The sequence below is a fragment of the Bradyrhizobium sp. CCBAU 53415 genome, assembly GCF_028128735.1.
In the GTDB taxonomy this organism is placed as follows: Bacteria; Pseudomonadota; Alphaproteobacteria; order Rhizobiales; family Xanthobacteraceae; genus Bradyrhizobium.
Genome location: NZ_LBJF01000001.1, coordinates 480,339 through 505,331, shown reverse-complemented (window position 1 = coordinate 505,331; position 24,993 = coordinate 480,339). Strand labels below are relative to the sequence as shown.

Genomic DNA, 24,993 nt, shown 5'->3' with positions numbered 1-24,993 from the left:
GGTTGAAGGTGGTCATCGCTTGCCCCGGCCGACGTGAAGGAGATCTCGATCGGCCCGTTGCTAGCACGGAAGGATGCGGAGACAACCCCGTAATTGCCCTGCGGGCGATCACACCTTCGGCGAGCCGGTTCACGGCCGCGCCGGTCGTTGTCGATCAGGCCGCGAGCGGGGCGGTGCAGTCCGCGCGCGTCGCGAAATAGGCTTCCAGCTCCGACAGCGCCCGCGCTTCCCAATCCCTCGCCTGCTCCAGCAGCGACCAGCTCTGGCCCGGGCGGAATGCGGCGGTCTGGCGATAGAGCGATGCGATGCCGCGATAGCGGCGCACGTTCTCCAGGATGGCGTGACCGCTTGTTTGGCCGTTCATGTCCGAAAACTCCCTCGTCATTCCCGCGGGAGAAACTGCGGCCAAATCTTTTTCGAAAAGTTAGCGGCGCGCGGCAAGCTCCCGGATGGTTGCCGGACTGTTGCGCTCGCGCAACGCGCACGATCGTGCACGGCGAATCTATTGCGAATCCGTTGCCGCGCTCCCGCCCGAGCCGTTCGGCCCGCCCCGGCTGACGATCCTCATCGTCTCGCGGCAGAGATCGGCAAGGCCGATCAGCAGCATGGCGAGCAGGAAGAACAGGTTGATGGAATCCGCATAGTCGCTGGTGAGCGGGCTGAACCGGAAGAACGGCGGGATGAAGCCCCACCACACCACCGGAATGGTGAGCAGCGCGGCGAATCCCGCCGCCGGCGCCCCCGTGACGATTCCGAGCACGAACAGGCTGGGCAGGAACGCCGCAAAATAGACTTTTGCGCCGAGCGCGACGCAGATGCCCTGAAGCACGGCCGACATTGCGACGACGACTAGCCCGAGCAGAAACGCCTGCCACGACCATGGCCGTACCCTCGGTACGCCAAACAGCCCCGCACGCCTCATCAGCCTCCCCCTGCCGCCCGTTAACCAGGTGCGCTTGCAACCAAAGTACTACAGCGGCTCCGGGGCCGCGAGACGGAAATTGCATCCTCGCGGGTTGGTAAACGGGCCGCATCGCACAATTCCGGCCACCCCGGCGGCTATTCGGTCGCCGCATAGAGCAGGCCCGCGACGGGCAGAGCGAGGCCAATGGCCGACGCGAGTGCCCAGCCGCCCTGCGCGAAGGCGAAGGCTCCGACCGCGGAGCCGGCCGCGCCGGCAGCGAAGAATGTCGCCATGTAGAGGCCGTTGAGGCGGCTGCGGTGCTCGTGCCCGAGCGCAAAGATGGCGCGGAAGCCGAGCACGACGTTGCCCTGGACACCGATATCGATGGCGATCGCAGCCACCACCAGGCAGGCGAGATTCAGCGTCGAGCCGGGCGCGCCGACATAGGTCACGAGGAAGCCGGCGGCCGCGAGCAGCATCGCGACCAGCGTCGCGATCCGGCTATGGCCGCGGTCGGCGAGCCGTCCGGCGATGGGAGCTGCGAACACGCCGGCGACGCCGGCCAGCGCGAACAGCGCGATGCCGCGCTGGGAGAAGCCGAATTCGGCTGCGAGCTGCAGCGGCGCCACCGTCCAGAACAGGGTGAAGGCGCCGAACAGGCTCGCCTGATAGAGCGCGCGGCGCCGCAGCAGCGGCGTGGCCCGCACCAGATGCGGCATCGACAGCAACAATTCGCCGTAGTGCATCCCCGTCACCGGCTTGCGCTTCGCCAGCGTCATCCAGAGCACGGATGCGAGCACGACCATGAGCGCCGCCGAGCAGAAGAACACCGCGTGCCACGACAGGGCTGCGGTGACGAAGCTCGACACCGGACGCGCCAGCATGATGCCGAGCATCAGGCCGGTCGAGACGTTGCCGACGACGCGGCCGCGGATGGCTGCGGGCGCCAGATGCGCCGCATAGGGAATGATGATCTGCACGGCGACCGAGCCGAGGCCGATGAACAGCGCGGCGATCAGGAACGGCAGCGCATGGGTGGCGAAGGCGGCGGCGAGCAGCGCCGCGGCGCCGAGCGTGATCACCGAGCAGATCAGGGCGCGGTTCTCGACGAGATCGCCGAGCGGCACGATGAGCAGCAGCCCGGTGCCGTACCCGATCTGTGTCATGGTGGCGATCAGCCCCGCCGCCGCATGCGACAGGCCGAGCGCGGCGCTGATCGGGGCGATCAGCGGCTGGGCATAGTAGATGTTGGCGGCGACCATGCCACAGGCCGCGGCGAGCACGAAAGTCAGGCGCTGCGACACCGCATCCGGTTCGGGTGCGGTCTCGATCGTGGCATTCATCGTCATTCGCATGGACTCCAGATAGGTTTAGGGAATGACCATTCCCTAAAATGACAAAAATTTCAGGCGAGCAGCTTCATCGCGACACCGACGAGACGCTCCCCGTCGAGCGGCAGCCGCGCCTTGCCGACGACGCGCATCCCCTGCGTGATGCAGATCATCAGCCGCGCAGTGTCGTCGGCGCGGACATGGCGGGGGATGGAGCCGTCGGCCTGCCCCTCGTGAATGAGGCCGGCGATGAACTTTTCGTTGGTCGCGAGCTGCGCGCTGACGCGGGCGGCGACCACCGGATCACGCGCGGACAATTCGACGGCGCTGCCGACCACGAGGCAGCCCCGCCGTCCCTCGACGCCCTGGGAGTGCTCGACATAGGACAGCAACACGTTGCGGATCTGCTCGCGCCCGCTTGTGCCGCGCCTGGCCGCGCTGCGGGTCTGCTCCTGGCGCAGCGCCGTGTAGCGCTCGAAGGCGGCGAGAAACACCGCATGCTTGTCGCGAAACGCCTTGTACACGCTTCCGGTGGCCAGCCGCATCGCAGCGGTGAGGTCGCCGATCGAGGTGGCATGATAGCCCCGCTCGCGAAACACGCGCACGGCGCGGTCGAGCGCGGTGTCCATGTCGAACTCCCGGGGGCGGCCGGGCGGCCGGGCAGACTGGGATCGGCGGGCGGCTTTTTGCATCGCGGGATAATAGGAAATGATCGTTTCCGAATAAAGACACGTGGTTGTGAGCAGCTCAAGGAGAGGATTCGACGGCTCTGAAGACGCCGCTCTCGCTCGTGTCCCGGACAAGCTGCAACGCGACAGCGTTGCGGCGCAGAGCCGGGACCCAGGGCCACACGGTACGACAACAACGATATGGGCCCCGGCTCAGCAGCGCACCGTCGAAGAGACGCTGCGCTGCGTCCGGGGCACGAGAGTGGAGTATGGCACACGCTCTCTCCTCCTCGTCATTGCGAGCCACCGGGTCGGCGCGAAGCGCCGCCCGATGACAGGCTCCGCGAAGCAATCCAGAGTCTTTCCGCGGAGGGATTCTGGATTGCTTCGTCGCTACGCTCCTCGCAATGACGGTGGATGTGGCCGCGGACATGCCTTCGCATTCTCGCGGCGCGTTTCGCCCGAGCTTTGCCTGGTCACTCCACCCTCCAAGCCAAGAGGGCGCAGAGAAGGCCGGGTGCCGGCCGGCACCCGCGGTCCGCTGCGCGAATTGCACACGCAGGAAGAACCGCACAGCAGCATACAGGTGTAGCCGTACACACGGCCTTCCCTGCGCGATGGTCGGACGGCTTATGCCGTGCTCTCCCGGGAGCCGAACTTTCCTTTGGCCTCCCTCGCCCCCGCGGAATTCACCGGCACCGCGCCGGTTGACGCAAGAGCCGCCTCCGCAAGAGCTTGACCGTAGCAACGACGGCCAGGACCACACGGTTTTGCCGTACGCGCGGCCCGCCATGTCGCCGCAGTTTTCCCGGCCCCGTCGACGGAGCCGCGAACTTACAGACGAGACGAACCTGTCAGCGCCGCTCGTCCGCACGCAGTCTAGGGCTCACGGAGAGCAATCCGCCCTGCCCCTGACATCTCGCACACGACGCTGCCGCGTCCACCGCAAGCCCGGCTCGCGAAAATGACGACCACATGATCGCCCCTCGAGGATGAGCCGGGATGGGCGACACATACGTCATTTCCGAATTTCGGTAAAGCGGAATATTTTCGCAGGAAGGGGTTGACGACGAGCGAAACAGCCGCGTCATCCCGGAGCGCGACGATATCGCGAGCCATGACGCGCAATTGCGCATCTGAGAATCCATCTCACAGCATGTCTTGCAGCCCGAGGGATTCCGGGCTCGATGCTGCACATCGCCCCGGAATGACGGGAGGGAGAGTGTCACCCCTTCGAGGACACCGGCGTCCCATCCGCCATCGTCGTCGCGCCCTTCCGCTCCACGATCATTCCATACGCATGCGGCTGGCGATGAACGTCGAAATTGAAGGTGGTGCGCTTGTAGGAGTTGCAGAGGTCGAGATCGCAGCGTGCCAGCGCGATCTCGTCGCCCTTGGTCGTGCAGGCCGCGACGATCTCGCCGGAGGGCGCGATGATGCAGCTGCCGCCGATATGGTCGACGCCTTCCTCGACTCCGGCTTTGGCGACGCCGACCACGAAGGTGCCGTTCTGGTAGGCGCCGGCCTGCATCACCAGATGATTGTGAAACAGCGAGAGATCGTCGTGCTCGGGCGCGGGCGGATTGTGCACTGGCGTGTTGTAGCCGATCATCACCATCTCGACCCCTTGGAGGCCCATCACGCGATAGGTCTCGCTCCAGCGGCGATCGTTGCAGATCGCCATGCCCATCACGCCGCCGAAAGCATCGACGACGCCGAAGCCGCTGCCCGGCTCGAAGTAGCGCTTCTCCAGGTGCTGAAACTCGCGCCACGGCTCGTGCTCGGCATGCCCGGGCAGATGGACCTTGCGATACTTCAGGACGATCGTGCCGCTCTTGTCGACGAGGATGGAGGTGTTGTAGCGCCTGACAATTCCGGCCTCGGCGGTCAGCTCGGCATAGCCGAGGCAAAAGCCGATCCCGAGCTCGCGCGCGAGCTCGAACAAGGCCTGCGTTTCAGGGCCCGGCATCTCGCGCTCGAAGAAGCTGTCGATCTCGGCCTGCTGCTCGAAATACCAGCGTGGAAAGAACGTGGTCAGCGCCAGCTCGGGGTAAACGATCAGGTCGCAGCCGCAAGCCCGGGCCTGGCGCATCAATTTCATCAGCCGCGCCATCACCGCGGTCCTGGTCTCGCTCCTCGCGATCGGGCCGAGCTGGCCGGCTGCAATCGTCACAAATCTCGCCACGCGTCATTCCTTCGCTTTTCCGAGTGCGTCGGGCCTGAGCCTATCCAGCGATGCACCGCACGCACAGGCCACCTCGGTCCCTCGTCCTGATGCCACAATCAAGATCCGTGCCTACGGGTATCATCGTGCGGCGCCAGGCGCGCGCACCGGAAACTCCGGGAACTTCGTTGCCGATCTGCAACGGTTCCCCACGATCTGAAGCCGGACAAAACAAACTCCCATTCCGGCCACGAACCGCTCTCACAACGCCGTGAGACTCTCAGGGGAACGACGATGCGTGCACAACGCGTTTGGAAAGTGAATGGGGCGGCCAGCATCGGGCAGCTCCAATCGAGGTTGGACGATCTGAACAAGCGTCTCGGTCAGCTCGAACATCAGCATCCGGACAGCTGGAAGCTGGAAGAGCTGAGAGCGTGCGCACTCAACCTGTCGCGCGAGATCGACGACCTCCGCTGCGCCGAGGCGACGGCGACGTTGAGCGAATTGCTGCGGAAATAGCCGGCGCCCGCCGATTCGCACCCGGCGCGAGGAACCAAGTTCCGCCACCGCAATTTCCATGCAGAGCATGGAGCAAGATCATGAGCAGGCACCTGACGCGAGCCCATCTCGCGCCACTTTGCGTTGTGAAGAAGCTGGCGCTGTGAGGGATTTGGCATGACGTCCGACCCCGAGGAGTCGGTGCGGGTGCAAGGCTACGGCGAGATGACGCTGCGCACCGCCGTCGAGACGCTGATGCGGCACGCGCCGCGCGAGCGATGGGAGACGGCCGTGTTCCGCGTCCGTGATGATGTGCGTCTGGCGCAAAGCGAGATCGCCGAGCTCGCATCGAGCTGGGGCATCGAGCCGGCGCCGAACGTGCGATCGCGGAGACCGGTCCCGAAGCAGCATTGGCCGGACCTCGTTCGCGGCATGGTGCGCGAGGCGCCGCTGCCGTCGCTGATGGTGGCGTTCCTGGTGGGGGTGCTGGTGGCGAGAAGGTAGGATCTGCCACCAGTGCGCAGGCGACGCATATTTTTGCGGAGCCTCCGCGACCATTTCGGCAAGCCTGTCGTTGGACTCGCCGAACTGGCGCGGCGTCAGACGGACCGGCATCGGCCTAACTGTAGAATATCCCCCCGTCCACATTGAGGGCCTGGCCGGTTACGAACGCGGAATCGTCCGACGCAAAGAACGCGACCGGACCGACGACATCCTCCGGTTGGCCGAGACGATGCAGGTCCGTGACCTTCTCGAAATAGGCAACCCGCTCCGGATCGCGGAGATTGTTCATGCCCATCTCCGTCACGATGATCCCCGGACATACGGCATTGACGGTAATGCCGTGGCCTCCGAACTCCATGGACGAGACGCGGGTGAATCCAACCACGGCCGACTTCGATGCCGCGTAGTGGGACTGTCCCGGACCGCCCGTTCGGGCGGCGAGCGAGGCGATGTTGACGATCCGTCCGTATTTGCGCTCCTTCATATGCGCCACCACGGCCTGGGTCATCTGGAAGACGCCGCGGGTGTTGACGGCGAAGGTCTGATCCCACGTATCGGTCGTCAGTTCGTCGATGGTCGCCAGCCTGAGGATCCCCGCATTGTTGACGAGGACATCGATGTGGCCGAGACCCTGCACGGCCTCGGCCACCGCCCGCCTGCAATCACCGATGTCGCTGACGTCGCCCAGCACCGGAATGCAGCGGCGGCCGAGCTTGCTGACCTCAGCAACGGTCTCAGGGAGGACCTTCTCCTGGGCCGCGATGTCGGTCAGCGCGAGATCGTATCCGCGCCTTGCAAGGCCAATGGCTATCGCACGGCCGATTCCGCGGCTTGCTCCCGTCACGATCGCATGTCGGGCCATGTTGCGTTCTCCCCTGTTGTTCGGATGAATTCTTGTGATGGCATGAAAAGGTCAGGCGCGAGCAGACTTGCGGACCGGGAGCGTGTTCATGGCCTTCACGGTCTCCTCGAACGATACGAGATTGGCGCCTGAACCCAGACCCGTCGCGACGATCGCGGCCGTCGCGGTCGCAAGCTTCGCGCAGTCGAGCAGGTCCCAGTCGCGGGCGAGACCGGCGATGAAGCCGCCCGTGTAGGAATCGCCGCATCCCGAGGTATCGCGGACCGCGACCTCGAATGCCGGCACCGTGAACTGACGTCCGTCGCGCGTCATCACAAACGATCCGTCGGCTCCGAGAGAAATGGCGCAGGCCCCCGCTCCCTTGTCGATGAAGAACCGCGCGCACGCGGCGGGATCGTCGGTTCCGACCATGGCGCTGGTCTCGTCGATGCTCGGCATGAAGAAGTCGACATAGGGCAGCAACGGCTCGACCAGCGCCAGCGTTTCACGCCGCGCCTGGATGAGATCGAGCGTCGTCGTGCAACCGGCGGCCTTCGCGTCCTGCAGCAATGCAACGGAAGGCGCTCCGTCCATCGCAAGCAGGGAGCCAACCCCGCCGAGATGCAGAATCTTGCTCCGGCAGGCGGCCTTTTGCGTTTCGGGCGCGATCCGCCAGCGGGCCGAGGCGCCCCTTGCATGCATGACCGGGCGCGATCCGTCGGGCCGGATCGGCAGGATCGTGGCCGAGGTCGGACTGTCGGCCATCCGTTCCATGAGAGAGATGTCGATGCCTTCACGCTCCAGCGCGTTGAGCATCCAGTCCGCCTTCTCGTCGGAGCCGACGGCGCCGACCGCGAGCGCCTTCAGACCGAGACGCGCGCAAGGAACAACCGTTCCGCCGGCGGTGCCCGCGACCGCGAGCCGAATTTCCTCGATCAGCAGGCGGCCGCCACCGGGCGGAATCTCGGTCACCGGGACCCCCAGAATGTCCAGAATATAAGTGCCGCAGACGCTGACGTCGTGAGAGTGAGCCATGAGTTCTCGCAGGATAGTGGTTTGATCGTGATCTAGCTCGAACGCTGGGGGATCTTGGGCGCGCCGTCGCTATCGCGCAGGCCGTACTGCCCCCATCGTTTCAAGATGCTGTCGATTTCCTCGTCCGGCAGCAGCGGAGGAGAGCCAAGTTGAAGACAGCCGTGATACTGCTTGGCGAGCACCTCGACCTCCACCGCAAGCCACATGGCCTTGCGCAAATTGGGACCGATGGCGATCAGCCCGTGATGTGCGAGCAGGCAGGCGCGGCGATAGCGAAGCGCGTCCAGGGCCGCCTGCGACAGCTCCGCCGTGCCGTATTGCGCGTACGGCGCGCAGGGGATGTCGTTGCCGCCAGCCGCGGCGATCATGTAGTGGATCGCCGGGATCGAGCGATTCATGATCGCGATGATGGTGCAGAAGATCGGATGCGCGTGAACGACGGCGCCGACCTCCGGCTTCGATTTCAGGATGTCGAGGTGAAAGCGCCATTCCGTCGACGGAACGTTGCCGGCCGACGCGGTCCATGAGCCGTCCCACTTCATCGCCACGATGTCCTCAGGCTTCATGCGGTCGTATGGAAGACCGGACGGCGTGAGCAGGATGCCGCCGTCGGTTCGGACGCTGATGTTTCCGGACGTCCCCTGGTTGATGCCTTGCGCCGCCATCTCGCGACACGCGTCGATGATGGACTGACGAAGCTCGAGCTCCGCTTCGCGGCTGGTCATACGCTGCTCCCATTCTCGTTCATGCGATTGCTCCGAGCTGAACCTGCCGGTCGACCAGCAGCCACGTCGTTCGCGCGACCGCCAGGACCTCCTGCTCCGAACTCAGCAAGGCGCTCTCGGCAAAGAGCTTGCGGCCTTCCCGGCCGGTCGGCCAGGCCGCCACCACACAACGATCGCCGGGGCGTGGCCGGCGATCGATCCGCGCCGCCATGCGTCCGAGCAGGGCGGTTTCGTCACCGTTCAATCCCAGGTGACGGGCGCCGACGCTGCAATAACCGGTCGGGCAATCGAGAGCGGCCCAGACGAATTCGGGCGCGACATGGCCGTCCTCGCCGGACAGGCTGCCATGAGGTACCCAGGACGCCGCGAACACGACAGGCCTGCCCGGGACCGACCCCGCCTGCAGCGGACCTGCGAAGATCCGGAGACCGTCGCCATGGGCGCGGGCGGGGCCGCAGACAAAGCAAGTCGGAAGGTTGTGGGTCTGCTCGTCATAAGGTGTTCTGCCGACCGCCTCTTCCGCGGCTTCGTAGCTCACTTTGGGAACGTCCGGCACATCGATGCCCGTTACACGCGCCGTCGCGAGCAGCCTGTCGTTCTCGCGCAACTCGATCCCGCCGTCGGCCCCCGTCAGGATGTCGAGCGCCCGCTCCAGCGGTGGCGGTGCGCGCAACGTCACCTCGGCATCTGCGGCGACGTGCCTTGCGAGACGTCCGCATACATAGCCCCCGTTGCCGGAGTGCGGCGGTCCACGGAAGCGACTGTCGATGACAAGCGATACCATTGCAGTCTTCGTCCGAGGCGTTCAGCGTCCCATCGCGTAGAACTCGTCGTTCGGACGCATGCTGGTGACGTTGGCGAGGCGGTTCGACATGCCGAAGAATGCAGCGATGGCCGCAATGTCCCAGACGTCCTCCTCCGTGAATCCGTGTCCCTTCAGATCCTGGATGTCGGAATCGTCCACCTCATAGGCGCGCGCCGAGACCTTCATCGCGAAATCGAGCATCGCCCTCTGCCGGGCGGTGATGTCGGCCTTGCGGTAATTGACCGCGACCTGGTCCGCGATCAGCGGATTCTTCGCCCGTACGCGCAGGATGGCGCCGTGCGCGACGACGCAATACTGGCATTGATTGGCGCTGCTGGTCGCCACCACGATCATCTCGCGCTCGGCCTTGGTGATCGGGCCGGGCTTGTCCATCAGCGCGTCGTGGTAGGCGAAGAACGCCCGAAACTCGTCCGGACGATGCGCGAGCGTCAGGAAGACGTTGGGGACGAAGCCGGACTTCTCCTGAACCGCCTCGATGCGCGAGCGGATATCCGTAGGGAGCTTTGCGATGTCGGGGACGGGAAAGCGGCTGATGGCGGACGCAGACATGTTTTCCAAGCTCCTGTTAAATTGCCGCGAGCGCGACAAGCGTTTCCTGATAGGCCTCGAACGCATCGCGCCGATCGGCGGCGTGCGGCTCGACCCGCACGAGGCAGGTGTGAGCCGAACAGCCCTGGCCGAATTGAGACGTGCCGATATCGAGCGTGAGCACGTTCGGATTGCCGGCGACCTCGAGGCCGCTATTGCCTGTCGGCGTGAACCAGGCGCCGGTCGGGAGCACCAGCACGCCTTGGCGGACCTTGCCGGTGACCTCCGCGGTCGCAAGGCATTCCCCGCGGCCGTTCCAGATGCGGATCGTCTGGCCGTCGGCGATGCCGAGAGCTGCCGCGTCGTCGGGATGAAGGCGAGCCTGCTCACGGCCATTGCGCTTCATGGCCCGGCTCGATGCCCCGGTTTCGAGCTGGCTGTGAAGGCGGCCAGCCGGCTGGTGCGAGATGAGGTGCATCTGGCCGGCGTCGGCGGCGTTGCCGAGCCATTCAGCCGGCTCGATCCACGCGGGATGCGAGCGGCAATCAGCATAGTCCAGCCTGGCCAGCCTCTCGCTGCCGAGCACGATCTTTCCGCTTTCGGTCCTGAGCGCATGCGCCTCCGGCTCGTTGCGAAAGTCGGCCAGGAAGGTGTGCTCTGCCTTGACCGGGCAGCGGGCATGGCCGGCTTCCCAGAACGCATCGAAATCCGGCATCGCGAAGCCGAGACGCTCCGAGGCGTCGCCGCGGCAGGCTTCGTAGAGATGCCGGATCCAGCCCATCTCGTCGCGGCCCTCGTTGAAGCGATCGGCCACTCCGAGCTTGCCTGCAATCGCGTCGAAGATCGCGAAGTCGGAACGGGATTCGCCCAGCGGCTCGATCGCCTTCTTCATCACCAGGATGAAGTCGGAACGCCTGTTGCCGGCAATATCGTTGCGCTCGATCGACGTGGTTGCGGGCAGCACGATGTCGGCCCGCTGGGCTGTCGCCGTGAACATCGGGTCCTGCACGATGATCGTCTCGGGCCTCGTCCAGGCTTCCGACAGGCGATTGAGATCCTGATGATGGTGATAGGGATTGCCGCCCGCCCAATAGACCAGCCTCGTATCCGGATAGGTGCGGATCTCGCCTTCATAGCTGAATGGACTGCCGGGATTGAGCAGCATGTCGCTGATCCGCGCCACCGGGATGAAGCTGTCGATCGGCCTGGCCAGTTGTGAGATAGCTGGAGACCTGCCCAGGTTGAGCGGGGCTCCCACGCCCCCCAGGGAAGCGTAGCCGTAGCCGACGCCGCCGCCCGGCAATCCGATCTGGCCGACGACCGATGCAAGCCCGAGCGCCGCCCAGAACGGCTGTTCGCCGTGATGGGCGCGCTGGAGGCTCCAGCTCACCGTCAGCATGCTCCGCGTGTCGACCAGGCGCCTTGCCAGCTCCGCGATCCTGTCCGCATCGAGGCCGCAGATGCCCGCGGCCCACACAGCCTCCTTGCGCACGCTATCCGTCTTGCCTTCCAGATAGCCAAGCAGGCGATCCGCGCCGCTGGTGCAGCGCGCGAGGAAATCGGTATCGTGCCGGCCCGCCTTCACGATCTCGCCGGCAAGGCCGAGCATCAGCGCAGCGTCCGTGTTCGGCCGGATCGGCCACCAGTCGGCATCGACCCAGTCGGGCAGATCGTCCTTCAGGGGCGAGACGTGAATGACCTTGACGCCGCGCTCGACGATTTTCCTGAGATAGGTCTCAAGGCGATGGCTGCCAATTCCTCCGGCCTCGTTTTGCGCGGTTCGCGGCGACAGAGCGCCGAACACCACCAGCGTCCCGGTGTGCTGCGCGATCGTGTCGAGCGTATTGGCGCGGCCGCCGCATGCGTCGTCGCTGCCCAGCGTGTGGCGCAGGATCACGGGACCCGCCGCGATGGAATAGGTGTCGACGTGCCTGGTGAAGCCGCCAACCAGATTGAGCATGCGCTTCAGAAGCGAAGACGCATGATGCAGGCGGCCGGAATTGGTCCAGCCATAAGACCCCGCGAAGATCGAGGCGTTGCCGAACGTGCCGGCGACGCGGCGCACTTCGTCGGCGACCAGCGTCGTCGCCTCGTCCCAGCTCACCGGCACGAATTTCTCCCGGCCGCGTCCACGGCGATCGCTTTTCTCGCGCTTGTCCAGCCAGCCGGAACGAACCATCGGCCGCAGCACGCGGCGCTGCGGGTTGGCCCATTCGGCAATGGAATGGATGATCGGGGACGGCGCGGGATCGTGCTCGAACGGCTCCACGCCGACGATGCGGTCATCCTCGACCAGGATCGTGTACGCACCCCAATGACTGCAATGCGGGACCCGCTTGATCCTGCTCATGCGTCGACCGCCACGAGATCGCGCCGCATCTGCGCGGCGAATTCCGGATAGGTCTCGGCGAGCTCGTCGAAGACGCGGCCGCGGAGCAAGTCGAGCGTCGATCGATCGGGCAGCGCAGTCTGCCGCGGCTCGGCATCATGGGCGAACCGAAAGCCGGTCGCCTCCTTGATCTCCGCAAGATCGTGCCCGGGATGGACGCTCTCCAGCTCGAACCCCGGCCGCGTCTTGTCGAAGCGGAAGAGGCCCTTGCCGGTCAAGAGGGCGATGGGACCGCCGCTCCGGAAGACTCCCTCAGGGCTGACACCCGGGGCACTGATGAAGTCCACCTTCTCGACGAAGACGCGCGGGGTATGCTCCTCGCGGAACAGGATGACTCGCGGCACGACGAAATAGAGATAGGCCGACCCGAACGAGCCCGGCCAGCGCACGGTCGAGCGCGGATAGTCCCCGGCCCCGACGAGGTTCACGTTGCCCACGCCGTCGATCTGGCCGCCGCCGAGGAAGAACGCATCGATCCGGCCCTGGCCCGCGCAATCGAACAATTCCGCCGAACCGTTGGTGAAGAAATTGTGCTCGACAGAACCGAGGATGGAGATGCGTGGGCCGGCCGCGCCGCCCGCTTGCTTCATTGCACGCAGCAGCATCGCGCCGGCGGCGGGAATGGGAGACGAGGCTCCGACCGCGACATGCCTGACGCCATCGAGCAGCCGCGCGATCGTGCAGATCAGCACTTCGCGAGGGAGGACCTCGGTCATCACGCGGACTCCATCTGCGCCCGGGCCATGTAGGCCGAGAAGCCGTCGGCCGTTCGCGCGGCCTTCGCATAGCGCGCGATCTCCGCGCTATCGGCCGGGTATTCACCCCACAGACCGTAGGGCCACGCCCCCTTCGGAGCGCGCGCGACCGCCGTGACGTAGAGCGCCGGCAGCACGCCGGCGGCGCTCATCTCGTCCGCAAGCAGATTTTCCTCGACGACCCGTTCCACCGTGACCAGAACGATGCGCGAGGCGTAAGCCATCGCGGCAAGCTCGCGTCGCCGTCCGATCCAGACATTGCCGAAGCGATCTGCCATGGGCACGTGGAAGATCGTGACGTCGGGCTTGATGGCCGGAATCAGCACGATCGGATCGCCTCCGTCCGCCAGCGGATTGTCGACGACGCGCCAATCGTCGCGATGGCGGAGCAGGTCCGTTCCGATCAGCCCCCGGAGCGGCATGAAGGGACTGCCCTTCTGCGCCGCCATCAGGCCGGCATGGATGGCTGGACAGGTCGCGTCCTTCAATCGAACGGCGCCTTCCTTGACCGCAGCGTTGAACCGGGGCGCACCACCCGCCTCACCCAGCGAGACGGCGCTGGTCTCCACCGAGCGGACCAGACCCGCGCCGACAAGCTGGTCGACCTGCAATCCGCCGGTTGGCACGCAGACCAGATCGAGATCGCCCGCGCCACGCTCGATGATCGGCTGCGTCATGGCCATGGAGACGCCGGCATAGTCGACCGGCAGCGCCACGCGCATGCCCGGCTCGATGTGCTTCGCCATCACGCGAGGCTCGCTCAACACCATCATCCTCCCTGTCGTGTTCTATATTGTAGAACGTAATTCCAAATTTATGTTAGGCGGATTTCGACGGCGCTGTCAATCTGGCTTCGCTGCGAAGCCTGTATTTGCAGGGCTCCCGATTGCGCGGCCGGTCGCGGGCGGCGCGCCATTGCGCGGCGATCGGTCAGCTCGACTTGACAAGACGGCGCGCCACGCCAACAATAATTGGAATATCGTTCTACAATATAGAACACGTTGGGAGGAAAGAATGGGTGAGCCCGCGGCTCAGCGCACGATGCGCTCCGGCGATGCGAACGGTCGGACATTGCCGACCGGCCGCCTCCGGGAACGCGACGCGATCGGATCGAGCATCGCCGTCCGCGACGCGGTGAAGACCTACGGCAGCTTTCATGCCGTCGACCGGATCAGCATCGACATCGAGCCCGGCGAATTCATCACGCTTCTTGGCCCCTCCGGCAGCGGAAAAACGACGCTGCTCAATCTCGTGGCCGGCTTCCAGAGCCTCGACAGCGGCGAGATCCTCGTCGATGGCAAGCCGGTCCACAACGTGCCCACGCACAAGCGCGGCTTCGGCATGGTGTTCCAGAGCTACGCCCTGTTTCCGAACATGACGGTCAGCCAGAACGTCGCGTTTCCGCTTCGCATGGCGGGCGTCGACCGAGCCACGGCGGATCGACGCGTCGCCGAAACGCTGGAGATCATGCGCCTGACGGAGCATGCGACGAAGTCTCCTTCCCAGATGTCGGGCGGGCAGCAGCAGCGCGTCGCGATCGCCCGCGCCATCGTCAGGCGGCCCAAGGTCGTGTTGATGGACGAGCCGCTCAGCGCCCTCGACAGGCGGTTGCGCGAGCAGATCCAGATCGAGATCCGCGACCTTCACCAGACCATCGGCAGCACGATCCTGTTCGTCACGCATGATCAGGGCGAAGCCCTGACCATGAGCGACCGCATCGCGGTGCTCAACGCCGGCAGGATCGTTCAGATCGGCCGCCCGCTGGACATCTATCGACATCCGACCGATCGCTTCGTCGCCTCGTTCGTCGGCGAGAGCAATCTGGTCGATGCGGAGATTCTGCAGAAGCGCGGATCGACGCTGACGATGAAGAACCGTGCAGGATACGTGTTCAGCGCCGAAAGCCGGGACACGATCGACGTCGGGCGCGCAACCGTGCTCGTGCGTCCGGAACGCATCGCCGTGTCGAACGAGCCGACTGCGAATTCCGTGCCCGTCAGCGTCACGTCCGCGATCTTCCTCGGCGAGATCCTGCGGATCGAGGCGCAAATGGAGGGCGGAGAACCGCTCCTGATCCGGTGCACCGACATGGCCGACCGGCCCCTGCCGGCCGTCGGGGATCGCCTCCACGCGAGCTGGGGCGCCGCGGACTGCTGGGTGCTTGCATGACCTCGGCATCGATCGTCGCCCAGGCGGACCGCCCTGCGGATCTCGATCTCGTCAGGAGGTTGAAGGATCCGGCGCTGCTGCTCCTGCCCGCGCTTGCCTTCCTGGCCTTCATCTATCTCCTCCCGCTGATCGATCTCGTCCGTATCAGCGTGAGCGGGCCGTCGTGGTCGTCGTATTTCGCGCGGGTCTTCGCGATACCGCTCTATTGGGATTCGCTCGTCCGCACGATGCAGATCTCGGTCACGGTCGCCGGCCTGTGCCTGCTGTTCGGATATCCGACCGCGCTGCTCATTCACCGCAGTCGCGGCATCGCCCAGGTCCTGATCGCGACCGCGATCGTGCTGCCCTATTTCATCGCCATCCTGATCCGGACCTATGCCTGGATGGTCCTGCTCGGCCGCAACGGGCCGGTGAACAAGCTGCTGGTTTCGGTCGGCATATTGAGCGAGCCCGTGCAGCTTCTGTTCAATCGCGGCACGGTGCTTCTCGGCATGACCGCGGTGCTTCTGCCGTTGATGGTGCTGACGATCTATTCCAGCGTGGCGCGTCTTGACCAAAGCCTGACCCGCGCGGCGCTCGCGAGCGGCGCCGGGCCCATTGCGGCTTTCTGGCGCGTGCTGCTGCCGCTGACCTTGCCCGGCATGGGCGCCGGCTTCCTGCTGGTCTTCGTCGCCGCGATCGGCTTCTTCATTACGCCGACCCTGCTCGGGGGCCCCGGTGACCAGATGTTTGCGATGCATATCACCCAGCAGGCAGACTCGGTGACATCGGAGGGATTCCTGCAGGCCCTGGGCGTGGTGCTGCTGACGATCACATTGGCCGTGGTCGCGGTGGCCGGACGCTTCCTCGGCTTCGAGTTCATCTGGGGCGGCCGCAAGCTGACGGAGGCAACGCCGAAAGCCACGAACCGGCGGGCGGCAGGTGCCAGCGGCCGCAGTCTCGGCGCCTCGGCCGCCGATCTGATCGGCTGGCCGCTCCTGAGGCTGTTCGGGCGCCTGCCCGCGAGCTGCGGGACCTGGACCGTTCGCCTGATGGGCGGCCTGGTCATCGCCATTCTCATCCTGCCGATCATCGTGGTGATGATCATCTCCTTCAGCAGTGCAAGCTATCTGACCTTCCCGCCGCCGGGCTTTTCACTGCGCTGGTACGAGCAGTTCTTCTCCGATTCGAACTGGATGCGAGCGTTCTGGACATCCCTGATCGTCGCGGCGATGTCGGCCGGCATTGCGATCGTGCTGGGCGCGTCGGCGGCGCTCGGCATCGTCAGGAGCTCAATCCGCGGCAAGTCCGCCATCATGCTGCTGCTGGTGAGCCCGATCATCGTCCCGCCGGTTGTGCTCGGCCTGTCGCTCTACAGCCTGTTCCTGCGTTTCGATCTCGTCGGCTCCGTCTTCGGCCTCGCCGCCGCGCATGCGATCGGCGGCCTTCCGATCGTCGTGGTGATCCTGTCCGCTTCGCTTCAAGGCGTCGATACGAGGCTCGAACAGGCGGCCGCCGTCCACGGCGCATCGTCCTTGACGGTGTTCCGCCTGGTGACGCTGCCGGCCATCATGCCGGGCCTCGCTGCGGCGACGTTCTTCGCCTTCCTGCATTCGTTCGACGAGCTGGTGCTGACGCTGTTCCTGTCGAGTGCGGAGCTGAAGACGCTTCCGCTCATGCTGTGGGGCGACATCAACTATCGCCTCAATCCGGTGCTGGCCGTGGTCTCGACGCTGGAGGTGCTGCTGGTGGTGGCAGGGCTCGTCCTTGCACGCCCCGTTCTCGCCACATCGCGGAAGGCGGCGTGACACAGATCCATTTCAACTGGAGGAAAGAGAAAATGCTGGGAATGAAACGCTTGCGACTATCGGCTTCCGTATTGGCCTCGGCCCTGTTCGTCGCGATGGGAACGGGTCTGGCTCAGGCGCAGAGCAACGTCGTGATCATGCAGGATCCGGGCGGCGGATATGGCGATGCATTGCGCAAGGTCATGTACGACCCGTTCGAGAAGGAGACCGGCATCAAGGTCGTCACCGTCCAGGAGGCCCGTAGCGGCCCGCGCATCAAGGCGCAAGCCGAAGCCGGCAAGGCGCAATGGGATCTGACGTTCATCTTCGACCAGGAAACGAAGCTGCTCGGCGACTGCTGCCTGGCCGATATCGACTATTCCAAGCTTTCCGAGGCGGCGAAACAGACGCTGGCGGCGATGCCGGACAACCTGAAGCGCAAGAAGGGCGTGGCATTGCAGGTGATCGGCGTCGGCCTCGTCTACAACAAGGACAAGTACAAGGGAGAAAACGTACCGACGAGCTGGGCCGACTTCTGGGACGTGAAGAAATTTCCCGGCCGGCGCTGCATGCCCGCCTGGCCGCGTTTCGTATTCGAGGCGGCGCTGATGGCCGACGGCGTGGAGAAGAGCAAGCTCTACCCGATCGACATGGAACGGGCGCTGAAGAAGATCAAGGAGATCAAGCCCCATATCGCCAAATGGTGGACGACGGCCGCACAGCCGCCGCAGCTGCTGCTCGACGGCGAGGCCGACATGTGCATGGCCTACACCGGTTCGATGAGCAAGCTCGCCCTGGAGGGCGCGCCGATCGAGCTGACCTTCAATCAGGGCTTCGTCTACTACGACTTCTTCTCGATCCCCAAGGGAGCGCCGAACTACGACAACGCGCTGAAGCTGCTGTCCTGGCGGCTCGAGCCCAAGCGCGCGGCGCAGCTCACCTCGACCTTCCCGGTCGCCCTTCCCTCCAAGGTCGTGTTCGAGGCGGCGACCGACAAGAAGCTCGCCCGCTACTGGGCCAACAACCCGGACAACATCTCGAAGGCGATCGAGTGGAGCCCGGATTATTGGGGCGCACGGTCCCCGGCCGGAAACTCCACCAACGAGGAGTACGGGCAGGAGAAGCTCAACGCCTTGCTGGCCCAATAGGCAGGCCGACCCGCGTGGTAACCCCGATCCGGAAGAATCGGGGTTACCCCATCGCGGGCTATGGCCGGTGGTCGGGCCATGCTAGATCGGACGAAAGATCATTCTGTTTCGGCTGGCGGATGGATAAGGCTTTTATCAAGGGACTGCGTCTCCTGGAAGCACTTGCTCTGAGCGAGCAGCCTCGTGGGGTCACGGACCTCGCGAGCGAGCTGAAGCTCACCAAGAGCAACGTGCACCGGCTGCTGATGACCTTGCAGTCCCAAGGCTATGTGCGCCAGATACCCCCGCACAGCATGTATGAGCTCACCACCAAGATCTGGGCGCTCGGCAGCCACGTCATCCACCGGATGGACCTCATCAACGTCGCGCGTCCGGCGATGACGAAGCTCGCCGAGATAACCGGCGAAACCATTCACCTGTCCGTGCTCGAGGATACCGACGTCGTCTACGTCGACAAGATCGAAAGCGCGCACCATATCCGCGCCCATACGAGCGTCGGCATGCGCGCCCCCGCGTTCACCATGGCGACGGGGAAGGCGATGCTCGCATACATGCCTGACGACTACCTGGAGCGATTCCGCCCGCATCTCAGGCGCTACACCGAGACGACGCGCACGACGATCAAGGAGCTGCGCGAGGACATCGAGCTGGCACGCGCGCAGGGCTACTCCTCCGTGCTGCACGGCGAGTGGCGCGAGGGCATCGCGGCCTGCGCTTGCGCGATCCTCGGTCGCTCCGGCGAGCTCGTCGGAGCGATCGGCATGTCCGGGCCCGACACGCGCATCAAGCGCAAGCAGATCAGGGAATATTCGGTTCACGTGATGGAGGCGGCCCGAACCATCGGCGCCGCCCTCGGCTATTCCAACAGACCTGCGGCCTATCCCGCCATGAGAGGCGATCCTGCGCCGTCACATCAATCGCGCCGCGCCCCCTGATCTTGCCGGCCACGATGTCCGCAGCCGGCCGTGGCAGCGCGGACGGAGATCGAGCAAGCTCGCCTTTGACGGCGGCAAATTGCTGCGTAAAGGTCAACCGCACACACAGCGAAGGGATGCAGTATTTCCGTGCTACAATGATTGGTCGAACAGCGCAGTAGACATCGCAGATGCCTTACCTGAACGCTCGATTCTTCAGAGTTTTTGTGGTCTTAGAGGTGGCGATCATTGCGTCTGGGTAGTCTTACCGAAGGAACGCGCAGTGATCAGCTGCAAAAAGGTAAGTCGTTGAAAATTCTAGAAGATTTGGTCGGAGTGGCAGGATTCGAACCTGCGACCCCTGCGTCCCGAACGCAGTGCTCTACCGGGCTGAGCCACACTCCGACAAGAAGGCGGCTTATAGCGTCGGGTTTGACGCACTGCAAGCGGCCGAGCCGAGGAATTTTGTCCCTGTGAAAACGGGTGTTGAAACGCTGATTTTGCCGGCCGGCGCGGCCGGCGCGGAAGCCGCCGCCCGGCGACTTGCGGCCGGCGGGCTGGTCGCGTTTCCGACCGAGACGGTCTACGGGCTCGGCGCCGACGCCGCCAATGCCACCGCGATCGCCCATCTCTACGCCGCAAAGGGGCGGCCGGCGTTCAATCCGCTGATCGCCCATGTCGCCGACCTCAGGGCCGCGCAGCGGATCGGGCGGTTCGATGCCCGCGCCCTGGAGCTTGCGGAGGCGTTCTGGCCGGGGCCGCTGACGCTGGTGGTGCCGAAGACGGACGACTGCCCGGTGGCGGATCTCGCCACCGCCGGCCTCGACACGGTCGCCATCCGCATCCCCGCACATCCGGTGGCGCAGGCGATCCTGCGCGCCTTTGGCGGGGCCGTGGTGGCGCCGTCCGCCAACATCTCCGGCCACGTCTCGCCGACCCTGGCCGCCCATGTCGAGAGCGACTTGTCGGGGCGGATCGACCTGATCGTCGACGGCGGGCCTGTTACGGTCGGGGTCGAATCGACCATCGTCGGCTGCATCGACGCGCCGATGCTGCTCCGCCCCGGCGGGCTCTCGCGCGAACGGATCGAGGCGGTGCTGGGCGCGCCGCTGGCGCGGCCGCCGATGGAGGCCGAAAGCGACGACGGCCAGCCGCTGGCGCCGGGCATGCTGGCCTCGCACTACGCGCCGCGCGCCGACGTGCGGCTCCATGCGCGCGAGGTGGCGCCGGGCGAGGCGCTGCTGGCGTTCGGCCCCGAGCGGCTGCCTGGTGCTGACGCTGCCGCCGCCGTCATGAATTTATCGCCCAGCGGTGATCTCGATGAAGCCGCCGCCAATCTGTTCGGCTATCTTCGCAGCCTCGATGCGAAGGGCCCGCGAGGGATCGCGGTGATGCCGATTCCCGAGGAAGGACTTGGCGAAGCGATCAACGACCGGCTGCGGCGGGCCGCGGTTGCCCGATAAGGCGCTTGAGACAAGAAGCTTGAGAAGAGACACGACAATGAACGTCAATAAATCAGCCACCCCGCCGCTTGCGCCCGAATTGATCGACCAGTTCCGTAGGATCGTCGGCGACAGGCACGCGATCACCGATGCATCCGACATCGAGGCCTACGTCACCGAGGAGCGCAACCTGTTTCACGGCCGCTCGCCGCTGGTGCTGCGCCCGGGCTCGACCGCGGAGGTGTCCGCGATCTGCAAGCTCGCCTCCGCGCACGGAATCGCGCTGGTGCCGCAGGGCGGCAATACCGGCCTCGTCGGCGGGCAGACGCCGCACAATGGCGAGGTGGTGGTGTCGCTGCGCCGGCTCGACAAGATCCGCGAGGTCGACACCGCCTCCAACACCATGACCTGCGAGGCCGGCGTGGTGCTGCAGATCGCGCAGGCGAAGGCGGCCGAAGTCGACCGGCTTTTTCCGCTGTCGCTCGGCGCCGAGGGCAGCTGCACCATCGGCGGCAATCTCTCGACCAATGCCGGCGGCACCGCGGCGCTCGCCTATGGGGTCGCGCGCGAGATGGCGCTGGGCCTCGAGGTGGTGCTCGCCGACGGGCGCGTGCTCAATGCGCTCTCGAAGCTGAAGAAGGACAATACCGGCTACAATTTGCACAACCTCTTCATCGGCGCCGAAGGCACGCTCGGCATCATCACGGCGGCGACCTTGAGGCTGTTTCCGAAGCCGCGGGCGATCGAGACGGCCTTCGTCGGGCTGAAGTCGCCGGCGGCGGCGCTGAAGCTGCTGACGATCGCGCAAGGCGAGGCCGCCAATGCGCTGACGAGCTTCGAGCTGCTGTCGGAGATGGCGGTCGATTTCTCGGTGCGGCACGGCATCGACGTGCGCGATCCGCTTCAAGCGAAGCATCCCTGGTACGTGCTGATGGAATTGTCCGTATCCAGCGAGGATGCCCGCACGCCGCTCGAGACGATCCTCGCCCGCGCCATGGAGGACGAGATCGTCGACGACGCCGTGATCGCGGCGAGCCTTGCCCAGCGCGGTGCGTTCTGGAAGCTGCGCGACGAGATGTCCGCGGCGCAGAAGCCGGAGGGCGGCTCGATCAAGCACGACATCTCCGTGCCCGTCGCCGCCGTGCCCGCCTTCATCGCCGAGGCCGATGAAGCCGTGGTGAAGCTGATCCCCGGTGCGCGGCCGGTGCCGTTCGGCCATCTCGGCGACGGCAATCTACACTACAATGTCAGCCAGCCGATCGGCGCCGACACCGCGGATTTCCTGGCGCGCTGGCACGAGATGAACGCGGTGGTGTTCGAGATCGTGCTGCGCATGGGCGGCTCGATCTCGGCCGAGCACGGCATCGGCGTGCTCAAGCGCGACGAGCTGCCCGAGGTGAAAGACAAGACCGCGATCGAGCTGATGCGCTCCATCAAGGCGATGCTCGACCCGCTCGGCATCATGAATCCGGGGAAGGTGCTGTGAGCCCCCTTGCGATCGATGCCATCGCCGATGCCGATGTCGAGAAGGTCGTCGCGCTGTGGCAGCGCTGCGGACTGACGCGGCCCTGGAACGACCCGCATGCCGACATCGCGCTGGCGCGGCAGCGCGACAACTCGACCGTGCTGCTCGGCCGCGACAATGGCGCGATCGTCGCGAGCGTCATGGTCGGCCATGACGGCCATCGCGGCTGGGTCTATTACGTCGCGGTCGACCCCGACAGCCGGAAGCGCGGCCATGGCCGAGTCATCATGGCTGCGGCAGAGGACTGGCTGCGCGCCGCCGGAATTCCAAAACTGCAGCTGCTGGTCCGCCGCGAGAACGCGCAGGCCAACGCGTTCTACGGCTCGCTCGGCTTCGAGGAATCCACCTCCGTGATGTTCCAGAAGTGGCTCGACGGCCGCGCGACCGCGCCAGGCAACTGAGATGCGATCGCGAACGCAGCTGCGCCCCCTCGCCCCGCTTGCGGCAGGGCAATCGCATATGGGAGCGATCTCGCCTGTGGCCATCCTTCGAGACGCCCGCCGTTGGCGGGCCCTCAGGATGAGGACCTGGTGCGCGGCACGCGTTTCAACGGGCACCAACGCTGCTTAGCCTCATCCTGAGGAGACCGCGAAGCGGTCGTCTCGAAGGACGAGGCGCTTGCTAAACTGCCGCTCGGAAGTCATATGCGATTGCCCTCCCGCAAGCGGGGCGAGGTGAAGAAACAGAGAGGCTTCATGACCATTTCCGACCGCGTCCGCATCAAGGACGTCCGCGTGCTCTCTGACGGCTGGACTCCCCTGAAGACCACGACCTTCGACTACCGGCGCGCCAATGGCGAATGGCAGACGCAGCATCGGGAAACCTATGAGCGCGACAACGCCGCCGCCGTGCTGCCTTACAACCTTGCACGGCGCACCGTGATCCTGGTGCGCCAGTTTCGCCTGCCGGCGTTCATCCGCGGCTACGACGATCTCCTGATCGAGGCGGCCGCCGGCGTGCTCGACGATGCCTCCCCCGAGGTGCGCATCCGCGCCGAGGCCGAGGAGGAAACCGGCTATCGCCTGCACCACGTCCACAAGGTGTTCGAGGCCTTCATGAGCCCCGGCGCGATCACCGAGAAGCTGCATTTCTTCATCGCCGAGTACGAGCCTTCGATGCGGGTGAGCGACGGTGGCGGCCTCGAACACGAGGGCGAGGACATCGAGGTGCTGGAGCTCGGCATCGACGAGGCCCTGGCGATGATCGCCGACGGCCGCATCATCGACGCCAAGGCGATCATGCTGCTGCAATATGCGGCGCTGCATGTGTTCAGGTAGATGACGCTCTTCACCCTCCCCTGGAGGGCACTCCAGGGGAGGGTGAAGTCAGTGCGTCACCCGCCAGATCGTGCCGTTGCCGTCCTCCGAGACCAGCAGTGATCCATCCTTCGCCACGGCGACACCCACCGGCCTGCCCCACACTTCGGTATCGCTCACCACGAACCCCGTGACGAAGTCCTCGTACTCCCCTGTCGGCTTGCCATCCGTCATCTTGATGCGGATCACCTTGTAGCCGGTGCGCCTGGATCGGTTCCAGGAGCCGTGCTCGGCGGCGAAGGCGTCGCCCTGGTATTCGGACGGAAACTGCGTGCCCTGATAGAAGGTCATGCCGAGCGAGGCCGAGTGCGGCTGGATCAGCACGTCGGGCACCGTCACCTTGTCCTTGAGATCCGGCCGCGCGCCGGCATGGCGCGGGTCTTCGTTACCGCCGATGTAGAACCACGGCCAGCCATAGAAGGCGCCCTCCTTCACACCGGTCACGTAGTCGGGCACGAGATCGTCGCCGAGACCGTCGCGCTCATTGGTCGAGCACCAGGGCAGACCGCTCTGCGGCTGGACCGCGAGACCGACGCAGTTGCGGATGCCGGTGGCGTAGATCTTGCGCTCCCTGCCGTCGGGATTGAAGGCCAGCACGGCGGCGCGCTCGGTCTCGCTCGCCCAGACCGCGCCGAGCGGCTGCGTCTTCGACCACGCCTCCATCCCGCCCGGCGGCGTGCCCATGCCTTCCGCGACATTGCTGAGCGAGCCGACGGACACCAGCATGCGCTTGTTGTCCGGCGTGAAGACGATATCGCGGGTGGAGTGGCCGCCGTCATGCGGCAGGCTTGCCACGATGGTCTCGGCCTTGCCGCGCGCCTTGAGATCGCCGGCCTGATAGGGAAAGCGGACGACGCCGTCGGTGTTGGCGACGTAGACCCATTGCGGATTGTCGCCGTTCGGAAAGAACGCGATCCCGAACGGTTGCCGCAGGCCGCTGGCGAACACCTCGCTGGTCGCGACCTTGCCGCCCTCGCCGGCGCGCAACACGCGGATGTTGCCGGCGCGCGTCTCAGCGACGAAGACATCGCCGTTCGGCGCCACGCGTATGATGCGCGGCGCACGCAGGCCTTCGGCGAACAGCTCGATCCTGAAGCCGGCCGGCACCTGGGGCGAGGTGTCCTGCGGACGCGGCACCACGCGCGCGGTGCTCGCGACCGACCGCGTGGCGCCGGGCCTGACCAGATCCTGCGGCCGGATCAGCCTGACCGTGCCTGGCTTGTCGGACTTCCAATCGCCATAGGCGTCCTTGCCCCGCAGCACCGGCTCGGCCCGCGCACTGGTTGCCACCAGCAGCCCCGCGGATAGTGCGACGGACAAAATTCTGCTCTTCACGTGTCCTCCCGGCCTGCAATCTCGACCATCGACGCCACAGCAGCGGCAGATCGAAGCTCTGCCGCATCCCATGTCAGCTGATGCACGCGCGATGTGCATCGGGTGCAACCCATCGTACTGGAAAACACCTCAGATAGGTGCGACACATTGTATGGGCGGGGACTGCGGTCATCAAAGCTGCGGCATCGCTGTCGCAATTGATGGGATGAT

General features: G+C 65.6%; 24 protein-coding genes and 1 tRNA gene. 10 read left to right on the top strand and 15 right to left on the bottom strand.

The window, feature by feature from the left end; all coding sequences use genetic code 11:
• Nucleotides 1-154: 154 nt before the first annotated feature.
• The 5 genes from XH87_RS02270 to XH87_RS02250 form a co-directional block, all read right to left on the bottom strand.
• Entirely contained in the window at nt 155-364 is a 210-nt protein-coding gene (locus tag XH87_RS02270; RefSeq protein ID WP_035716188.1) for a hypothetical protein, read from the bottom strand.
• Nucleotides 365-502: 138 nt separating this feature from the next.
• Nucleotides 503-922, bottom strand: a complete 420-nt coding sequence (locus XH87_RS02265) for a DUF4118 domain-containing protein (protein WP_271586014.1) — start codon at nt 920-922, stop codon at nt 503-505.
• 137 nt (nt 923-1,059) lie between these two features.
• A complete protein-coding gene (locus tag XH87_RS02260; protein WP_271586013.1) occupies nt 1,060-2,253 on the bottom strand; it encodes an MFS transporter in 1,194 nt (397 codons plus the stop codon).
• Nucleotides 2,254-2,309: 56 nt separating this feature from the next.
• The gene (locus XH87_RS02255) at nt 2,310-2,927 is read right to left on the bottom strand and encodes a TetR/AcrR family transcriptional regulator (RefSeq protein ID WP_333909164.1); all 618 of its coding nucleotides are present in this window, start codon (nt 2,925-2,927) and stop codon (nt 2,310-2,312) included.
• Between the two features lie 1,201 nt (nt 2,928-4,128).
• Nucleotides 4,129-5,088: an N-carbamoyl-D-amino-acid hydrolase gene (locus XH87_RS02250; RefSeq protein ID WP_035716369.1), complete on the bottom strand. Its 960-nt coding sequence runs from the start codon at nt 5,086-5,088 to the stop codon at nt 4,129-4,131.
• A gap of 273 nt (nt 5,089-5,361) precedes the next feature.
• On the opposite strand from XH87_RS02250, the gene XH87_RS02245 reads away from it, so the two are divergent.
• Nucleotides 5,362-5,586 carry a hypothetical protein gene (locus tag XH87_RS02245; RefSeq protein ID WP_035716371.1) on the top strand — a complete coding sequence of 75 codons (225 nt, stop codon included), beginning with the start codon at nt 5,362-5,364 and terminating at the stop codon, nt 5,584-5,586.
• Between the two features lie 156 nt (nt 5,587-5,742).
• Nucleotides 5,743-6,069 (top strand): hypothetical protein, encoded by a 327-nt coding sequence (locus tag XH87_RS02240; RefSeq protein WP_271586011.1) that lies wholly within the window; start codon nt 5,743-5,745, stop codon nt 6,067-6,069.
• A gap of 115 nt (nt 6,070-6,184) precedes the next feature.
• Here the strand turns inward: XH87_RS02240 and XH87_RS02235 are convergent, their stop codons facing one another.
• The 8 genes from XH87_RS02235 to XH87_RS02200 are packed head-to-tail and all read right to left on the bottom strand — an operon-like array spanning nt 6,185 to nt 13,938.
• Entirely contained in the window at nt 6,185-6,931 is a 747-nt protein-coding gene (locus tag XH87_RS02235) for an SDR family NAD(P)-dependent oxidoreductase (RefSeq protein WP_271586010.1), read from the bottom strand.
• Between the two features lie 51 nt (nt 6,932-6,982).
• On the bottom strand, nt 6,983-7,945 hold the full coding sequence (locus XH87_RS02230) for a carbohydrate kinase family protein (RefSeq protein WP_158669155.1): 963 nt from the start codon (nt 7,943-7,945) through the stop codon (nt 6,983-6,985).
• A 32-nt stretch (nt 7,946-7,977) separates the two neighbouring features.
• The gene (locus XH87_RS02225; protein ID WP_271586009.1) at nt 7,978-8,670 is read right to left on the bottom strand and encodes an L-fuculose-phosphate aldolase; all 693 of its coding nucleotides are present in this window, start codon (nt 8,668-8,670) and stop codon (nt 7,978-7,980) included.
• Between the two features lie 19 nt (nt 8,671-8,689).
• Nucleotides 8,690-9,454 carry a hypothetical protein gene (locus tag XH87_RS02220; protein ID WP_271586008.1) on the bottom strand — a complete coding sequence of 255 codons (765 nt, stop codon included), beginning with the start codon at nt 9,452-9,454 and terminating at the stop codon, nt 8,690-8,692.
• Nucleotides 9,455-9,475: 21 nt separating this feature from the next.
• The gene (locus XH87_RS02215) at nt 9,476-10,045 is read right to left on the bottom strand and encodes a peroxidase-related enzyme (protein WP_271586007.1); all 570 of its coding nucleotides are present in this window, start codon (nt 10,043-10,045) and stop codon (nt 9,476-9,478) included.
• 16 nt (nt 10,046-10,061) lie between these two features.
• Nucleotides 10,062-12,374, bottom strand: coding sequence for a molybdopterin-dependent oxidoreductase (locus tag XH87_RS02210; RefSeq protein ID WP_271586006.1), 2,313 nt, complete (start codon nt 12,372-12,374; stop codon nt 10,062-10,064).
• On the bottom strand, nt 12,371-13,129 hold the full coding sequence (locus XH87_RS02205) for a CoA transferase (protein ID WP_271586005.1): 759 nt from the start codon (nt 13,127-13,129) through the stop codon (nt 12,371-12,373). Before XH87_RS02205 ends, XH87_RS02210 begins: the two co-directional genes overlap by 4 nt.
• Entirely contained in the window at nt 13,129-13,938 is an 810-nt protein-coding gene (locus XH87_RS02200; protein WP_271586574.1) for a CoA transferase subunit A, read from the bottom strand. The genes XH87_RS02205 and XH87_RS02200 overlap by 1 nt, the downstream gene beginning before the upstream one ends.
• A gap of 244 nt (nt 13,939-14,182) precedes the next feature.
• Here XH87_RS02200 and XH87_RS02195 point away from each other — a divergent pair, with 244 nt between their 5' ends.
• The 4 genes from XH87_RS02195 (at nt 14,183) to XH87_RS02180 (ending at nt 19,186) form a co-directional block, all read left to right on the top strand.
• The gene (locus XH87_RS02195) at nt 14,183-15,337 is read left to right on the top strand and encodes an ABC transporter ATP-binding protein (RefSeq protein WP_271586004.1); all 1,155 of its coding nucleotides are present in this window, start codon (nt 14,183-14,185) and stop codon (nt 15,335-15,337) included.
• Entirely contained in the window at nt 15,334-17,124 is a 1,791-nt protein-coding gene (locus XH87_RS02190) for an ABC transporter permease subunit (protein WP_271586003.1), read from the top strand. Before XH87_RS02195 ends, XH87_RS02190 begins: the two co-directional genes overlap by 4 nt.
• A 32-nt stretch (nt 17,125-17,156) precedes the next feature.
• Nucleotides 17,157-18,251, top strand: a complete 1,095-nt coding sequence (locus tag XH87_RS02185; RefSeq protein ID WP_035716418.1) for an extracellular solute-binding protein — start codon at nt 17,157-17,159, stop codon at nt 18,249-18,251.
• A gap of 119 nt (nt 18,252-18,370) precedes the next feature.
• Complete coding sequence (locus XH87_RS02180; protein WP_271586002.1) at nt 18,371-19,186, top strand: IclR family transcriptional regulator; 816 nt, start codon at nt 18,371-18,373, stop codon at nt 19,184-19,186.
• A 307-nt stretch (nt 19,187-19,493) separates the two neighbouring features.
• Here the strand turns inward: XH87_RS02180 and XH87_RS02175 are convergent.
• Nucleotides 19,494-19,570 (bottom strand) — tRNA-Pro (locus tag XH87_RS02175).
• Between the two features lie 68 nt (nt 19,571-19,638).
• Here XH87_RS02175 and XH87_RS02170 point away from each other — a divergent pair.
• From XH87_RS02170 to XH87_RS02155, 4 genes are all read left to right on the top strand, one after another.
• On the top strand, nt 19,639-20,628 hold the full coding sequence (locus XH87_RS02170) for an L-threonylcarbamoyladenylate synthase (protein WP_271586001.1): 990 nt from the start codon (nt 19,639-19,641) through the stop codon (nt 20,626-20,628).
• A gap of 37 nt (nt 20,629-20,665) precedes the next feature.
• Entirely contained in the window at nt 20,666-22,093 is a 1,428-nt protein-coding gene (locus XH87_RS02165) for an FAD-binding oxidoreductase (RefSeq protein ID WP_271586000.1), read from the top strand.
• Nucleotides 22,090-22,533 carry a GNAT family acetyltransferase gene (locus XH87_RS02160; protein ID WP_271585999.1) on the top strand — a complete coding sequence of 148 codons (444 nt, stop codon included), beginning with the start codon at nt 22,090-22,092 and terminating at the stop codon, nt 22,531-22,533. Before XH87_RS02165 ends, XH87_RS02160 begins: the two co-directional genes overlap by 4 nt.
• A 294-nt stretch (nt 22,534-22,827) precedes the next feature.
• Nucleotides 22,828-23,409, top strand: a complete 582-nt coding sequence (locus tag XH87_RS02155; protein ID WP_035712952.1) for a GDP-mannose pyrophosphatase — start codon at nt 22,828-22,830, stop codon at nt 23,407-23,409.
• A 48-nt stretch (nt 23,410-23,457) separates the two neighbouring features.
• Here the strand turns inward: XH87_RS02155 and XH87_RS02150 are convergent, their stop codons facing one another.
• On the bottom strand, nt 23,458-24,783 hold the full coding sequence (locus XH87_RS02150; RefSeq protein ID WP_271585998.1) for a PQQ-dependent sugar dehydrogenase: 1,326 nt from the start codon (nt 24,781-24,783) through the stop codon (nt 23,458-23,460).
• Between the last annotated feature and the right edge of the window lie 210 nt (nt 24,784-24,993).